Source organism: Okibacterium sp. AC114 (assembly GCF_979253355.1).
Window position 1 is genome coordinate 1,779,193 of sequence record NZ_CEEDBR010000001.1, and the last position, 15,846, is coordinate 1,795,038.

Annotated in this window: 12 protein-coding genes; 1 reads left to right on the forward strand and 11 read right to left on the reverse strand. The window is 69.6% G+C overall.

Going from position 1 to position 15,846, the window contains the following annotated elements; genetic code table 11:
- Positions 1 to 17 precede the first annotated feature (17 nt).
- Positions 18 to 1,010 carry an aldo/keto reductase gene (locus ACZ6IE_RS08390; RefSeq protein WP_464607551.1) on the reverse strand — a complete coding sequence of 331 codons (993 nt, stop codon included), beginning with the start codon at positions 1,008 to 1,010 and terminating at the stop codon, positions 18 to 20.
- On the reverse strand, positions 1,007 to 1,429 hold the full coding sequence (locus ACZ6IE_RS08395) for a MerR family transcriptional regulator (protein WP_464607552.1): 423 nt from the start codon (positions 1,427 to 1,429) through the stop codon (positions 1,007 to 1,009). Before ACZ6IE_RS08395 ends, ACZ6IE_RS08390 begins: the two co-directional genes overlap by 4 nt.
- Before the next feature lie 197 nt (positions 1,430 to 1,626).
- Between ACZ6IE_RS08395 and ACZ6IE_RS08400 the strand changes: the two genes are divergently transcribed.
- Positions 1,627 to 2,847, forward strand: a complete 1,221-nt coding sequence (locus ACZ6IE_RS08400) for a hypothetical protein (protein WP_464607553.1) — start codon at positions 1,627 to 1,629, stop codon at positions 2,845 to 2,847.
- Positions 2,848 to 2,956: 109 nt separating this feature from the next.
- Here ACZ6IE_RS08400 and ACZ6IE_RS08405 read toward each other — a convergent pair whose 3' ends face one another.
- From ACZ6IE_RS08405 to pstA, 9 genes are all read right to left on the reverse strand, one after another.
- Positions 2,957 to 3,769 carry a phosphate ABC transporter ATP-binding protein gene (locus tag ACZ6IE_RS08405; protein WP_077053894.1) on the reverse strand — a complete coding sequence of 271 codons (813 nt, stop codon included), beginning with the start codon at positions 3,767 to 3,769 and terminating at the stop codon, positions 2,957 to 2,959.
- Between the two features lie 424 nt (positions 3,770 to 4,193).
- Positions 4,194 to 5,255 carry a sortase gene (locus tag ACZ6IE_RS08410; protein WP_464607554.1) on the reverse strand — a complete coding sequence of 354 codons (1,062 nt, stop codon included), beginning with the start codon at positions 5,253 to 5,255 and terminating at the stop codon, positions 4,194 to 4,196.
- Positions 5,252 to 6,235 (reverse strand): hypothetical protein, encoded by a 984-nt coding sequence (locus tag ACZ6IE_RS08415; RefSeq protein ID WP_464607555.1) that lies wholly within the window; start codon positions 6,233 to 6,235, stop codon positions 5,252 to 5,254. Before ACZ6IE_RS08415 ends, ACZ6IE_RS08410 begins: the two co-directional genes overlap by 4 nt.
- Position 6,236: 1 nt before the next feature.
- On the reverse strand, positions 6,237 to 7,439 hold the full coding sequence (locus ACZ6IE_RS08420) for a hypothetical protein (protein ID WP_464607556.1): 1,203 nt from the start codon (positions 7,437 to 7,439) through the stop codon (positions 6,237 to 6,239).
- A 180-nt stretch (positions 7,440 to 7,619) separates the two neighbouring features.
- Positions 7,620 to 8,678, reverse strand: coding sequence for a hypothetical protein (locus ACZ6IE_RS08425; protein WP_464607557.1), 1,059 nt, complete (start codon positions 8,676 to 8,678; stop codon positions 7,620 to 7,622).
- Between the two features lie 30 nt (positions 8,679 to 8,708).
- On the reverse strand, positions 8,709 to 9,791 hold the full coding sequence (locus tag ACZ6IE_RS08430; RefSeq protein WP_464607558.1) for a hypothetical protein: 1,083 nt from the start codon (positions 9,789 to 9,791) through the stop codon (positions 8,709 to 8,711).
- A 109-nt stretch (positions 9,792 to 9,900) separates the two neighbouring features.
- Positions 9,901 to 12,528 (reverse strand): hypothetical protein, encoded by a 2,628-nt coding sequence (locus tag ACZ6IE_RS08435; protein WP_464607559.1) that lies wholly within the window; start codon positions 12,526 to 12,528, stop codon positions 9,901 to 9,903.
- A 168-nt stretch (positions 12,529 to 12,696) separates the two neighbouring features.
- Entirely contained in the window at positions 12,697 to 14,349 is a 1,653-nt protein-coding gene (gene pstS / locus ACZ6IE_RS08440) for a phosphate ABC transporter substrate-binding protein PstS (protein WP_464607560.1), read from the reverse strand.
- Positions 14,346 to 15,845 carry a phosphate ABC transporter permease PstA gene (pstA, locus tag ACZ6IE_RS08445; protein WP_464607561.1) on the reverse strand — a complete coding sequence of 500 codons (1,500 nt, stop codon included), beginning with the start codon at positions 15,843 to 15,845 and terminating at the stop codon, positions 14,346 to 14,348. Before pstA ends, pstS begins: the two co-directional genes overlap by 4 nt.
- Between the last annotated feature and the right edge of the window lies 1 nt (position 15,846).

Below are 15,846 nucleotides of genomic sequence, written 5' to 3' on the forward strand. Positions count from 1 at the left end.
ACCGGGCCGGGCCGGGGCTAGCGGTAGGTCGAAGCCATACCGGCGGCGTCGTAACGGGTGCCGGCCGCCGCACCGCGCGGGGCGACATCCTCGATGGATTGCAGCTCCTCCGGCGACAGCACGATCTCGGCCGCCGCGGCGTTCTCCTCGAGGAACGTGCGACGCTTCGTGCCCGGGATCGGCACCACGTTCTGCGCGAACAGCCACGCCAGGGCCAACTGCGACGGCGTGACATCCTTGGCCTCGGCCAGCTCGGTCAGACGATCGACCACCCGCAGGTTGCCCTGGATGTTCTCCTCGCTGAAACGCGGCAGGTTCTTGCGGAAGTCGTCATCGGGGAAGTCGGCGACGCTGCGGATCTGACCGGAGAGGAAACCCCGGCCGAGCGGCGAATAAGCGACGAAACCGATGCCCAGCTCGCGCACCGTGTCAAGCACGCCATTGGCCTCCGGCTCGCGCTCGAACAACGAATACTCGGTCTGGATCGCCGTGATCGGGTGCACCGCGTGCGCACGACGAATAGTGTCGGGGGCCGCCTCGGACAGGCCGATGTAACGCACCTTGCCCTCGGCCACGAACTCGGCCATAGCGCCCACCGTGTCCTCGATAGGGACGTTCGGGTCGACACGGTGCAGGTAGTAGAGGTCGATGACATCCGTGTTCAGGTGCTTCAGCGAACGCTCGAGAGCCGTGCGCGCATACTCGGGCGAACCGTTGAGGGCGCGACGCTCGGGGCCGTTCTCACCCACCACCACCTCGCTGCCGAACTTCGTGGCGATCTGGATCTCGTCGCGACGCGAACCCAGCGCCTTCGCGATGAGCTGCTCGTTGAGGAACGGGCCATAGATCTCGGCCGTGTCGATGAACGTGACGCCCAGATCGACGGCGCGGTTCAGGGCGGCGACCGACTCGACGTCGTCGCGCGGCCCATAGAACGCGCTCATCCCCATGGCGCCGAAACCCTCGACGGGAACGACGAGCCCCTGGCTTCCCAGTGCAACAGTCTTCATGCGTGATCTACTTTCTCTCGATAGAACGCGATCTTGCGTTCGATGGCGGCGAGGTGATTCTGAACCTCCCGCAGTTCGTGGAGCACCCGCAGCCGGTGGCCCTCTAACATCTCAAGCCGCTCGGACTCGTTGTCGGGCACGCGCGACAACGCGACGAAACGCCGGATGTCGCGAATGGGCATGCCCGTGCGCCGCAGCATCACGAGGCTGCCGATCCACCGCAGGTCGGCCGCGAAATAGCGGCGCTGGCCCGACACCGATCGTTCGGGCGAAGAGAGCGTCAAGCCCTCCTTCTCGTAATACCGGAGGGTGTCGATGCTGAGCCCCGTGCGGGCGGCGACCTGGCCGATCGTCAAACCCGCGGCGGGGATGTCGGCGTCCAGATCAGCGGCCGGCGGGACCAGTTCAGTTGTGCTCACGGGTCCAGCTTGCTCCCTGGAGTGCACTCCAGGTCAAGCCGGGCTCAGACATTCTCGGGTGGCACTCAGAGGGACGGAGCCCCTGTGTAGCCCGTCTACTGGGGGTAGGCCGTTGAGCGCCCGGGCCGAGCCGCCGACCTAGGCTGGAAAACGGGCACCGAGCGGGTGCGCACGGCGCGACGACGGAGGGGGCCCGGATGACCGACGAGCCGACGCCGCAACCGAACGTCGCCCCGGCGCGACCCCTGACGCTGCGCGCACCGATCGAGCAGGCCTCCGACTTCGATCGATTCGTCGACGCGCTGACCGAACTGCAGCTACCCGCCCGCGTCACCGACGAAGTGAACGGCAACGGCACCGGATTCGTGCACGGCACCATCCTCGTATCGGAGGACGACGAACCGTTGCAGGCCGTTGGGGACGGCGTGACGCTGTCGTGGCGCCCCGTCTCGGCGACGACCGTCAAGATCGCCCTCGCCACAGCGCTGAACGGAACGGTGCATTTCGACGAGGTCGAATACCACCTGGGCGACGACGACGGCGACGACGAGCGCACCTGCCCGCCCGCCACCGGCGTGCTCGAGAACTTCGTCTGGTGGACCCCCGAATTCGGCGAGATCGGCGGCGTGCTGGCGCGCCGGGCGGGGCAGCCGCTGCACCTCGTGCGCGATGGCGACACGGGACTTTTCGCGCCGACGGGTTCGGCCGACGACGTCTTCGAATCGGGCGTATGGGCGGCAGCCGGTTCTGTCGCCATGTGGCGGCAGGGTGGCAGCCGCGTGGCCGCCATCGGCGTGAAACGGGATGTCCTGCTGCACACGTGGGATCAGAACTGGCGCCGCCTCGACCCCACCCCGCATCTGCGCGATGTCGACGGGCTCACCGTCTCTGATTACCTCGACCGACTCGACGACACCGACCTCGACGCCGCCGAGTGGTCGGAGGCGCTGCGCCTCGATGCCGACCGCGCCCAGCAGCTGCGCATCCTGTTCCGCCGGGACGACAGTGACGAGCGCACCTTCGCACGGCTGGCCGAGATCCTCTCCACTCCCCCGGCTCTCGCCGATATCGCCGACGGCCGGATCGGCATCGACCAGTTGCCGGGCTCGACGGTCACCCAGCCATCCTCGACATGGTCGACCATTCGCCGCGCCATGAGCGAGGAACTGTCGGGTGACCGCTCGTCACCCGCCGCCCCGAAGCCGCCGACCGGATGGGTGGGGCACCGACGACGGCGATCCGGGGCGTACCTGGCGGTCGCGGCCCTGATCTTCGTCGCGCTCAGCGCCGTGCTCGTGACGAAGATCGTCACGAGCAGCACGGACACCGTCTGGGTTCAGGGACTCCTTCTCGTTGCGCTCGTCGCCGATGTCGCGTGGCCGCGAGGGCGAGATCGCGGCGACGAATACGCAGGCTGACAGGGGCAGAGCTCGGCTCGGTCAGTCGGCCCGATGCGTGGGTCAATCACGCTCACGACGGCGCGGCCCGATACTCCGATCGTGCCGGGCGCCGCGCCTCGTTCCAGGGTTATCCGAAGCGGCCGTTGACGTAGTCGAACGTGCGCGAGTCGAGGGGGCTGTCGAACATGGCCTCGGTGTCGCCGTGTTCGACGATGGCGCCGGGCTGGCCCTGCGTCGCGAGGAAGAACGCGCACTGACCCGAGACGCGCTGCGCCTGCTGCATGTTGTGGGTGACGATGACGATCGTGACGTCGTTGACGAGTTCGAGCATGGTCTCTTCGATGACGCGCGTCGACGTGGGGTCGAGGGCCGAGCAGGGCTCGTCCATGAGCAGCACGCGCGGCTTCACGGCGAGGGAACGCGCGATGCAGAGGCGCTGCTGCTGACCACCGGACAAGCCGCCGCCTGGCGCGCGCAGACGGTCACGAACCTCCTTCCAGAGGCCCGCCTTCGTGAGGCAACTTTCGACCAGGTAGTCACGTTCGTCGCGGCTCGACCGCGTTCCCGTGAGCGTGAGGCCCGCGATGACGTTGTCGTAGATCGACATGGCCGGGAACGGGTTCGGCTTCTGGAACACCATGCCGATGCTCTTGCGGGCATCGACGAGGCGCCGTCCGGTGTCGTAGATGTCCTCGCCGTCGATGAGCACCTCACCCGCGAGGCTGGCCGACGGGATGAGTTCGTGCATGCGGTTGAGGATGCGGAGGAACGTGGACTTGCCGCATCCGGACGGGCCGATGAGCGCCGTGACGACGCCCGCGGGCATCGTGAGGGACACGCGGTCGAGCACCTGGTGGTCGCCGAACCAGGCCGAGATGTTGCGGGCGTCGAGTTCGGCGAGGGGCGCGCGGGCGGGGTCGAGACCCGCGAAGGGGTGCAGGGCGGTCTGCTCGAAACCGGCCGGAATGGGAGGGGCGCCGGGCGTTGTGTAGGCCGGGGCGTAGGCCGGTGCGGCTCCCGGGGCGGCAGCGTCGGGCGCGGTCAGCGTGGCCGACGGGCCGCCGAACGGCGTGTTGGCCAGGAACGGGTTGGACGCCTCGTAGGTGGCCGGGTGCACGGTCGTGACCGAGTCCACACCGGAGGCATAGGGCGCCGATCCCGTGGGCTGCGGAGCGAAGGGCGAGCCGGCCGGTGCCCCGGAGGCTGCGGCTGCGGGCGCCACGGGGACGGGCTGCGGGGCGACGGGGGCCGCGACATCCGAGGACCGTGCTCGCCGCGAACGGTTCGTGCGGGTGGGGAGGATCTCGGTGCGCTGCTGGTCGGGCGTGTTGTCTGTCATGCGTTTCTCTCTCGGGTCGAACTCGTCAGAGGAGGTTGGGAAGGAGGCGGGTCACCTGATCGGCGACGAGGAGGCCGCCGAGCACGAAGAGCGGCGCGGCCACGACCCAGGTCTTGCGCGCGCCCAGCCTGCGGAAAGACCACACGGCGCCCAGCGAGATCGCCAGGAAGAACTGGCCCGCGAAGACGAGGGCCCACACCGTGGACGTGTCGGTCGCGAGCTCTTTGTGGCTGGGCGGCAGCGAGATCGCCGTGGTCTGGCGTTTTCCGGCGGGCTGCGCATCGCCCACGAGCTGCGCGTCGACGCGCACGACACCCGACGGGATGAAGGCGGCCCCACGCGCGGTCTCGAGAATGAGTCGGCTCTGGCCGGCCGCGGGCGGCGCGGGCGCGGGGTCGCCCGCGTAACGCGTGCCGATGACCTCGAAGATGTTGGCGCCCTGGCCCGTGACGACCGTGATGCGGTCGCCCGGTGCGAGACGCTGGATGCCGCCGAACGGGCCGCCATAGGAGCTGGCGCGGCCCATGACGACGCTGATGCCCTGCTGGCCCGGCAGCACGGTGTCGCGGCGGTGGCCGGGCCCCGACTGCAGCACACCCGACGAAGAGCCCTCGGAGATGACCTCGCTCAGGCCGAGCGCCGGGATGTCGATACGGGCGACGGGCGCGCCGTCCGCGAGGAGGGCGCCATCGGAGTCGCCCTCTGAGACGGGCGCGACCGATGTCGAGAGCTGCACACGGAAGGCATCCTGAAGCTTCTGCTGGTTCACCTGGTGTTGCAGGTGGCTCAGGATCATGAGGTTGATGGCGAAGCCCAGGAGGAGCGCGGCGAGCATCGAGAGGGCACCGCGCGCGATCGCCTGATTGCGGCTGAGGGGCGCGAGCTGGCGCGGGGGCCGCGGAGCGCGACGCGGCGGCTTGGGCGGTCGGGGCGGCCGGGCCGCGCGCGGAGCTTTCGGCGCACGGCCGGCAGCGGCGCCCGATCGGTCGTGGATGTCGTCACCGGCGCCCAGCGGCCCGCCCGGGCCGATCAGCAGGTCGGTGCGCGGGGCTTCGATGGCGTCGGGGCGCTCTTCGGCGATGGTCATGCGAACTTCTTCTCCGCGACGGTGGTGGTGATGTAGCCGACGATGCGCCAGGCGGCGAGGCCGAGCAGCGCGAACAGGGCGAGGCCCATGAGATAGAGCGGCGGGATGACGACCATGGCGTCGCGCTGGACCTTCTTCGTGTCGACGCCGTCGATCTGAGCGGGCGGCGTGATGGTCGCGTGCGCGTTGACGATGCCCCACTGGCCGGCGCCCGGCACGACGGCGGAGACGATGCGCTTCTCCCCCGGCTTGAGGCCCGTGACGGTGACCTGCCCGCTTCCGCCGAGGCGGTTGCCGAACGGCCCGCCGAGCCAGAAGTCGGCCGACAGGTCGATGGTGCTCTTCGAGGCGTTGCGCACGCCCACTTTCACGTCGACCTCACCCGTGAAGGGGTTGAGCGACGGGATGTACGACGTCGAGATGCCGCCCGCGAAGAGGCCGCCGCCGAGGTCGACCTCGTCGGCCGCGGTCACGGGGTCGGTGCTGGTGGGCGCGGTCGAACCGGGCAGATCGGATGTCGCACCGCCCGTTCCGCCGGAGCCCGAGCCCGACGAGCCGCTGCCGAAGCCGCCGCCCGTGCCGGTGCCGTCGCCCGAACCCGTGCCGAGGCCGCCGTCACCCGAGGCGCCCTCGCCTCCCGTGTTGCCGGGGGCGTCGGTTGCGGGAGGCTGCGTGGGCGCGGGCAGGTCGACCTGCAGGCCGATCCCGCTTCCCGGGCTGGGCGTCGGGGTGGGCACGGACAGCGCGCGCAGGCTCGTGACGGAGTGCGCCGCCGAGGACACAGCGGTCGCGGACACTGCCTCCGAAGACACAGCCGCGGAGGACACAGCGGTCGCGGCGGTCGCGGAGACCGCCGGCGCGACGAGCAGCGCCGTCGCCAAGCCGGCGGCCGACAGCGACACGGCCACGCGTCTCGTGAATGCTCCGCTCAGGCGGGTGTGAGAGGGACGACGCGATGTCGAGGTCTGGGGCGTGCGCATCTCAGCGGCGTCCTTCCGGGTGAAGCGGGCTGGCGGGCGGACGCGAGGTGGTCGAGGCGGCCTGAGAAGCGGCGGGAGAAGCGGCCTGAGAAGTGGCGGGTGCCGTGGCGGAAGGTGAAGCGGGCGTGCCGCCAGCCGCCGGCGCGGCGCCGCGCTCGGCCTCGGCCTTTCGACGCGCCTCCTCTTCGGTGTAGGCGATCCAGGCGGCCGCGTTCTTCGCATCGCTGCGTCGGCGCCAGCGCAGCCACAGCCACACGAGCAGCGCGATCGCGGCCAGGACGAGCAGCCAGATGGGCCACGCGATCGTCACGGTGTCGCGGCTGGTCGTGGGCAGGGGGCCGGGGTTCAAAGCATCCGCATCGATGACGGCCGCGAGCTTGACGTAGGGGTTGAGGTAGGCGTACTGCCCGACACCCTTCACGTCGACCGTGACCGTGCGGGTCGAACCCGGCAGCATCTCGGTGAGTTCCTGTCGCTTCACCTCGCCGAGGGTCATACCGAAGAGGCCGTTGACGCCCATCACGAGGTTGGCTCCGAGGGCCACGTTGCCCGCGTTCTTGAGCGTGAAGGTGAGGGTGGTGCTGCCGTCGAAGGGGTTGATCGACGGGTTGTAGCGGGCCTCGAGCGACGAGATCGTCAGGGCGGGCTGCAGATCGCCGGGCACGCGCACGTAGACGCGCGTGGCGACGCGGCGGTCGACGAGCACCTGGCCCTCGGCGGATTGCACCGAGATGACGATGCCGGCGGCGTGGTCTCCGGGGCGGGCGTCGGCGGGGACGTCGACCGTGAACGGGACGACCTGCGATGCACCGGGGTCGAGAGGGATGCTCATCTTCTTCTGGCCGCCCGCGAACGTGACCCAGTTGCCGGCGTCGGTCACCGCGGCATCCGTGTCGAGCAGCCCGTAGGAGCCGTCCTCGGTGTTGTAGGCGTCGGTCGCGAACACCTGCATGGTCTGCGGCGTCGTGCCCGTGTTGCGCACGAGGTAGGAGTCTTCGAGGTGCTGACCCGGGGATGCCTGGTAGCTGAAACGTGAGCGGTCGTCTTGACCCTGCCCGTCGGAGGGCGTTCCGGAGATGCCGTCGGTGTCATCGGCGTGAGCTGGGACGACCCCCGTCGACAGCGAACCGCCCAGCAGCGCGAGCAGCAGAACGATCGTGGAGGCGGCGCGTGACGTGCGTCGGCTACGGGCAAAAATGGGCACAGTACATTCGTCCAAACGGAGTTGGCCTCGGTCTGGCCGGATGTTGAACCAGACGTTAACGGCCACGGGCCGGAGGCTACAAGGTGCCCCCAGTGCGGGGGCGGAGGTGCGGAATACGCGCGTGCTGAACACGCAGGTGCGGGGGCGGCTCCGAAGAACCGCCCCCGCACCCCGGTGGGGCTACTTCGAGACGAGCGTGAGCGTCATCTTCGAGGTGTAGGTTCCCGCGGGCTTGTCACTCGGGGCGACGAACGTGAGCTCGCCTCCCAGCGTGAGGTTGGCCACGGCGGTGCCGGCTGCGCTCGTCGCGAAGGCGGCGGGGTAGACCGACGAACCGGCCTTCTGCTCGGCGCCGAGCGAGATGCCGGCGGGGGCTGCGACCGACGCGGACGGCTTGAGGCCGAGCTGCTTCTTGTCGATCGTGGCGTTGGCGGCGGCGTTGGTGAAGTCCGCGACCGTTGCCGTGAGGTCCCAGCCGGGCTTCGACGCCGCGCGGGCGTCGGCCACCGTGAAGGCGGGCAGGGTGCCCGTGGCGGTCGAGACACCGTCGACGACCGTCGCGTTGCCGATGGTCGCCTTGGCGCCGGCGGGAACGTTCAGGCTGAGGGCGCCATCGGTCGGGGCCGGAACGACGGCCTCGAGGTCGATGTCACCGGTCTGCGCGCCGGCCGGCGGCTCGGTGGGGGTCGTGGTGCCCGTGGGCTCCTGGACCGTCCAGTTGCCGGTTCCCTTTTCGACCGTGATGGGAGCGTAGAACACGCCCGACTTGGCGAGGGCGACACCGTTGTAGATGAGGCACGCCATGCCGAGCGAGTACTCGCCACCGTTGGCCTTGACCTGGCTGGCCGATCCGAGGACCTGGCCGCTCAGCTTCGCCGCGAACTGCTGAACTTCCTTGTTGCTGCCGGGGATGAACGCACCGTCGGCGTAGGCGGTCCAGGCGCTGATGGTGCGCTCCTGGCCGCGCGGCGCGATGAACGTGCGCGTGGTCTCGGTGTCGGACGAGCACTGGAAGCGGCCGTAGGCATCGGTGGCGGAACCGACACCGATGAGCTCGGCATCCCAGTCGTGGACGGTGCCGGTGGCGAAACGGGTCTCTTCACCGGCGTCGTAGATGTAGACCTCGGCGTCGGAGCCGTTGAGTCCGGGTGCAGCCGAAGCTGCCGTGACCGATGCTCCGATGAGCGATGCGGCCATGACGCCCACCGCGGCGACGCGGATGGCGGTTTTGTTCAACATGATTGCCTTTCTGGGCAGAGGTGGAGCGGGTTAGGAGAGGTTGGCGCGCAGGGGAACGGTGCTGGAGGGAGCGAGGAAGCCGAACTTCTTCTTGACGGCACCCGAGGTGGCTGCGCCGGAGTTGAAGTTGGTGAGGCTCTTCGTCTTGGTGCTGTCGACGAGTGCCGTGAGGTTGGGATCGTACTTGGGGTTGGTCGAGTCGATGCGGGCCTGCTCGACGACGACGTAGGTGTCGCGACCCCAGACGGGGCTGTCGTAGAAGGGCGCGTTCGGGGCGATCGCGGCACCGGTGCCCGTGGTCGGCGCGATCGATCCCTGGGTCGAACCGAGGACGGCGTTGCCGGTGCGGTTCTGGCCGGCACCCGACTTCTGGGCCACCCAGCTGGCGACCGAGAAGGGGATGATCTGGCCGTTGCCGGTGAGTACGGTGCCGTCGTTCTCGGCGAAACCGGGCTGCTGCACGCAGGAGCCGAGCGTCGGGTTGCCGATGGCGGACAGGAAGAACTTGCGCGTGCCTGAGGCCGCCTGCGGCAGCACCGGCGTGACGGGAACGGTGCCGACCGACGTAACGGTGCACTCGTAGATCTGCTTGAGCGTCGCGGCGTTCAGCTGATCGAGGCCCGCGCCCTGGTAGGCGTAGGAGACGGCGTCGCGGCCGAAGGGGATGTAGGCGAGCGGGCCGCTCGGGTTCCCCAGCGTGCCGGGGCCCGAGGACGAACGGGCGATGTCGACCTGGCCGGGGATGGCGACGGCGGGCGTCGTGTTGCCCGAGACGCTGAAGTTGCCACCGTCGATCGAGCGGCTGAGCGCCTTGACGCCGTCGCCCGAGCCCGCGGGACGGGCGAAGTAGGCGCCCGTCGACTTGGTCTGGATGGCGGAGGAACCGAATGCGTCGAACGATCCGATGGTGTTGCCGCCAGCGGTCACGCGCACGTTGGAGCCCGTGATCGCGGTGCCGTTGGCGAGGGCGTTACCGGCATCCTGCAGGGTGTCCGAGCCGACCAGCACGTAGCTGTTCGACACCGGGTCGGCGTTGGCGGGTGTAGCGAGCGCGAGACCAGCGACGGCCACGCCCAGGGCTGCGCAAAGCGCAACAGCCTTCTTCGTCTTCACTGCGTTTCCTTTCGGGAGGGTTTACCGACCGATGCTCGGAGAAGCAGGGCCGACTCGGCGTCGATTCCGCCGGCGGCGGGTTGTTCGACGGGGTCCAAGAGTGTGGGCATCAGAACCGACGTCTGAGGCGGGAGAGGAGCGGCACCGCGAGGGCGGAGGCCAGTCCCGTGAGCACGCCGACGGGAACGGCGAAGCCGATCGAGCCGAGGGCGGGGTCGTCGGGCGTGATGGGGCCGCGGAGGTCGGCGGCCAGGTCGCCCGTGGCGGAGGGGTCGGTGCTCGCGGAGGCCGCGTCGACCGAACCGCCTGTCGAGCCGGTGTTGGCGAACGAACCCGTGGGTGCGCCATCCCCGAGGCCCGAGCCGTCGAGGGTCGGGCTCCCGTCCGAGCCGGCACCGGTGGGGGCTTCGGCGGGCGGCCATCCGCCCGATTGGATGGCGGCGGCGGCGCGCACGGCCTGATCCTGCCACCCGGCCGGAATGGGTGCGTAGCCAGCGGGCAGCGTTCCGTTGTCGGTGCCGGGGTTCTGACCCGTCGTGGCGGCGTAGCGGATGAATGCGGCGTAGTCGGCGCGCTGGGCTTCGTCGGCGATCGACGGGGCCGCGGCGGCGTAGACCGGCATCGCGAGCGGGTAGGCCGTCGGCGCACCCTTCGCCTGCTCGCCGGCGGGGTCGTATTCGTAGACCTGCGCCTGCGTGGCCGTTGGCGTCATGGCCGCGGCGGCCGCGGTCAGCGACTCGCTCGTGGGCGAGACGAACTGGCCGGCGGGGTTCAGCAGGGATGCCTGCACCACCTGGTACTTGGCGGCCGACGCCGTGTCGGTCAGCCCGAGCACGCGCTGGTAACCCGTGAGGTTGCGGATGCTCTTGCCGTACTTCGGCGGAGCGGACTGCGGGTCCCAGGCCCCGAGCGTCTGACCGTCGCCGCGCAGCGTCAGGTAGGCGCCCGTGTCGAGGTCGTTCGTGTAGGGCCGCCAGGTGACGAGGTTGACCACGCCACCTGTCGTCGGCGATTCGGGCTGCTCGACGGGGTCGGCCTTCGGCGCGTCGTCGCGCGGGTAGCTGAGGCCCGTGCCCGTGGGGTTCTCTGTGCTGGAGGTCGAGCTGTAGGGGTTCACGACCATGCCGTAGGGGTCTGGGGTGCCCTCGAGGAAGGCCCGGGCGTCGGCATCCGCCATCACGTAGCGCCACAGCTGGTAGAGGGCATCCGATCGACCCTGGGGTACGAGCAGGTCGGAGAGCGACGGGCTGACGAGCGACTCTGACTTCCAGTCGTCGTCGTTGATCGCGAGGAAGTCGGGGTCGAACGTGAGGTTGCGGGCGTTTTTGCCGGGTTTCGCGGTGCTCTCGAAACCGAGGTGCTTCTTGTCGGCGAGGGTCGGCAGCGCGTCGAGGTAGGAGTTGGTGAGAAGCTTGGCGACGAGGCGCGGCGTGAGCTTCATGCTGTCGTAGGGCAGACCCGTTTTGGCCAGGGCGGCGGGCGGCGTGGTGCCGTTGTCGACGGGCTGGCGGTCGATGGCGAACGACACCGAGACGCCGGCGAGGGCGACGGGCGCGTAGGCGAGCGAATCGTCGACCTTCTCTCCGTCGGGGCCGGCAAGGGGGCGGGAGGTCAGGGCGAGGGCCGAGGCATCCGGGGACAGGCTGGCCGCTTGCAGGGCGTCGGACTCGGTGCCCGCGCTCATCGTGTAGGTCGCGCCACCCTGCGCGCCGCAGAGGGTCGGCTGCCACGAGGCTACGGCGCCCGCGACGAGCTCCGAGCCCGAGAGCTGGCGTTCGGCCTGCCCGAGCTCGCACGAGATGCCGAGGGGCTTGAAGTCCATGCGGAACGCGATGCGGTGCTTCCAGTTGTCGGCGAAGAGGCCCGACTTGGTGACGTGCTGTTCGCCGGCGTCGTGGGTTCCGCGCGGCACGACGACGAGCCAGCAGGCCTTGCCCTTCTTCGAGCCGTCGGCCTGCACGACGGGGTTGCCGCAGCCCAGACCGGATGATTGCAGCGCCGTCTGCACCTCGAACTTGGCCGAGCCGTTGCCGCCGGAACCCGAGCCGGCCCACTTGATCTCGTTGGACGTGTAGGGGCCGAAGAACTCGTTCTGGTTCACGTTGACGTCGACCTGCTTGCCGTCGACGATGCTCGACACGACCTTGCCGTCGACCGAGCGGAACGGGATGGACGAGTAGGCGGGGCGGAGGACGCCCTGGCCGGGGACCGTGTACTGCATATCGGCCGCATCGACGTTCTTGTCGTCCATGGCGTTGTCGCGCGTGGCGCCGGGGGCGTTGAAGGCGCCGTACTGGCACGTCGTGCGGTCGGGCACCGGGATGCTCGACGCCGGGTCGTCGCCCCAGCACTGCATGATCTGCAGGAAGTTCTCGCCGCCCGTGTCGCCCGACGGCACGGTGGACTGCTTGCCGCCGGTCCAGCTGACCGTCACGCCCTGCGCCACGAGCTCGTCGGTCTGCGAGACCGTGACCTTCAGGTCGGGGAACGGCGCGTTGGCGATGTCGATGTCCTGCTCGGCGGCCGCGATCGTGACGGGGCCCTTGGCGTCGGCGTGGGCGCTCGAGACCGGTGCGATGGTGTTCGACAGCAGCAGCACACCCGTGACCGCGAGGCCGACGACCGCTCCGAAACCGAGCGAACCTCGGGTGAAGAGACCCGTGCGCGGGGATGTCCGAGCGGCGCTGTTGCGACGCGAGACGAGGCGCCGGGCGGCGGCTGTGCGGGTGTGTGTCACGGGGTGTACTCCAGATGCTGTGGCCAGAACGGGGCCGATGAGAACGAAATTATGGGCGGTTCGTGTCCGCGAGATGAACACGTGCGGAACGAGCCATCTCCGCAGGCTGACGCTTGCTGCGGGTGCCTCCCCCGACCAGGGGGCACACCCGCGACAGCGTCGTGGGGACTAGCGGGCGCGCTTCAACCGGCGCGACAGGAACGGCGGCAGGACGATGGCGCCGAGCAGCAGGATGCCGGCGGCCAGCATGCCGTTCTGGGCCCAGCCCCAGCCCTCGTCGGGCAGGTCGAACGCCGTGGCGACGGCCGAGCCGCCCGTCCCACCACCCGAAACCAGGGCTCCGTTGGCGTCGTAGACGGCTTCACCCGTCGCGCCACCCGCGGTTCCGGCATCCGTGCCGGCTCCCGCTCCCCCGTCGGTGGCCGCGCCCGCGCCGCCCGCACCCGTGGTGCCGCCCGCGCCGCCCGTTGACGAGCCGCCCGTGCCGCCACCCGTCGTCGCGGTGTCTTCCTTGGCGCCCGCCGTGCCCGTCGTGCACTGGTTCGGGCCCTGCTTGTCGCAGTCCGCCGGCTGGGCCGCCGTGGCCGCCAGCTGGTTGTTGCCCGGCGAGTCACCGGGCTTGAAGGTGGGGTTGTTGCACTTGTTGATGTCGACGCCCGAGGCATCCGCACCCGGGATGCGCTTGATCTGCTCGAAACCGGCGAGCACGAGGTTCATGGGCAGCGGCGAATAGCCGAGCGCCGAGGCCTGCTGTTGGCCCTCGCACAACATGTAGTTGGCGAACGCACCGAGCGTTTTGCCCTTCTCGACCGTGACCGAGTTGGTGGTCGCCGTCGGCACGATCATGTAGGAGTAGCTCGAGAGCGGGTACGTGCGCTTGTCGCCGTTGTTGTAGACGCCGTCGAGGATCTGCGTGAGGTAGTCGGCCGAACCCTGGTTGGTGTTGATCTGCGCCTGCATGAGCGCGACCGCGACCGAGGATGCCGTGGGCTCGACGTAATAGCCGGCCTTGTTCAGCACCTTGGCCACCGGGAAGCCCGACTTCATGGCGTAGGAGTATTCGACGTAGGTGATGGCGCCCTCGCCGTAACCCTGCTTGACGAAGCCCGAGACGCCGAGCGAACCGTTCTGACCCTTGGCGTTGCCCGTGACGGGGTACTGCGACGTGAGGCCGCAGGGCGTGGTGCGACCGGCGACCTTGCAGAAGGCATCCCAGAGGCCCGGGTACTGCTTCGACATCCAGAGCGTGAACTGCGCCGTCGAGCCGGAGCCGTCGGAACGCACGACGGGGATGATCTTTTTGTCGGGCATGGCGAGGCCCGGGTTGTCCTGCGCGATCTGCGGGTCGTTCCAGTTGGTGATGACGCCCGTGAAGATCTTGGTGACGGTCTCGCCGCCGAGGCGCAGGTTGGTGACCTTCTTGCCCGCGATCTTGAGGTTGTACATGAAGGATGTTCCACCGGCCACGATGGGCATGTAGGCGAACCCGGTCGTGGGCTTCTCGGGGGCCGAGCCATCCTCGGGCTTCGACTGGAACGGGATCTCGGAGACGGCGTAATCGACGCGCTGGTTGATGAAGTCCTGGCGGCCGGCCGACGAGCCGACACCCGAGTAGTTGATGGTCATGCTGTAGTTCGAGGCCACGTTCTTGCGCCACTGGTCGAGGGCGTTCTGCGACCACGTCGAACCCGAACCCGTGATGGGCGTCCAGGAGGCGGCGAGGGCCGGGGCGGCACCCTGCCCGCCGATCAGCCCGATGAGGAGGAAGGCGGCGGCGAGGCCGGCGACGAGAATGCGGATGGTGCGGGTGAAGCGCGTCACAGCGACGACTCCTTCTGCTCGGGGTTGTGCTCGGGGTTGTGCTCGGAGTCGAGCTCGGGGTTCTGCGGGGCGGCGGCCGGGGTGGCCGCCGGGAAGTTCGGGTTGACGAACGTGCGGGGCGCGCGCGCACGGGCCGTGGCGCGATCGCTCGGCGTGGCATCCGTGGACTCGGCGGGCGTGGCGTGCTCGTGTGCAGCGGCATCCGCGGTCTCGTCGGCCCTCTCGGGCACGAACGTGTACACGGGAGACGACGCGCGCTGCTCGATCTCGCGGTCGGCCATCTGGTGGGCCATGCGCTGCGTGTCGCGCACCGAGGCCGCGGCCGCAGCGCGTCGCTGCCGGTCGGTCAAGACGCCCGGCCCGCGCCCGCCGATGATGCGGGCCACGAAGAACAGCGCCAACACGAGCACGATGAGCACGGCGGCCGTGCCGAAGCCACGCGCGATCATGTTGGGCTCGGGCGAGCGCACGAAGTCGAAGACCTGCAGCGGCAGCGAGATCATGGGGCCCTCGAAGGGGTTCGTGTTCATGACGGCCGTGACACCCGATGTGAGCAGCACGGGCGAGGTCTCGCCGATGCCGCGGGCGGTGCCGAGGATGACGGCCGTGACGAGTCCGGACTTCGCGGTCGGCAACACGACGTGCCAGATGGTGCGCACGCGCGACGCCCCGAGAGCGTAGGACGCCTCACGGAGGTTGCCCGCGACGAGGCGCAGCACGACATCCGAGGCGCGGATGACGATGGGCAGCATCATGACGGTGATGGCGAGCGACGCGGCGAAACCCGAGCGCTGGTGCGTGATCAGGGTGATGATGGCGGCGTAGACGAAGAGGCCCGCGACGATCGAGGGCAGGGCCGTCATGGCGTCGGCGATGGTGCGCACGAACCGGGCGAAGGGGCCGCCGACCTCGTTGAGGAACACGGCCGTGGTCACGCCGAGCGGCACCGTGATGGCCAGCGCGATGCTGATCTGGATGAGCGTGCCCACGATGGCGTGGATGATTCCACCCATGCTCAGCGGATCGAGCGGCCCGGCGAGCTCCATGGTCTGCGTGAAGAAGTTGAGGTGGGGCAGGGCCTCGCTGCCGCGCGCCAGCGTGTAGACGGCGATGAAGACGAGCACCGCGAAGAGCGTGATGCCGGCGCTGTAGAGCAGCGTGGTCATGACGCGGTCGCGCACCTGCTGGCGGTCGGCGCGCAGCGAGACGAGCAGAGCGTAGAGGCCGATGAAGGCGAGGAATGCGACGACACCCCAGCCGATCGCACCCGTCATGGGGGTGAACCAGCCGAAGAGCAGGCTCGCGATGGCGCCGCCCGCGAGGAGCGATCCCAGCAGGTTGAACTTGTCGTCGATCGTGGACTGGCGGATGCGGCGACGCTCGCCGATCTCGACACCCGTGGCGTCGGGGATGAACGTGCGTGCGGGCGCGGCGACGGGTTCGTGGCCCGCATCGTCGGCGAGGGCATCCGAGGGCCTGGTCAGAAGATCGCTCATG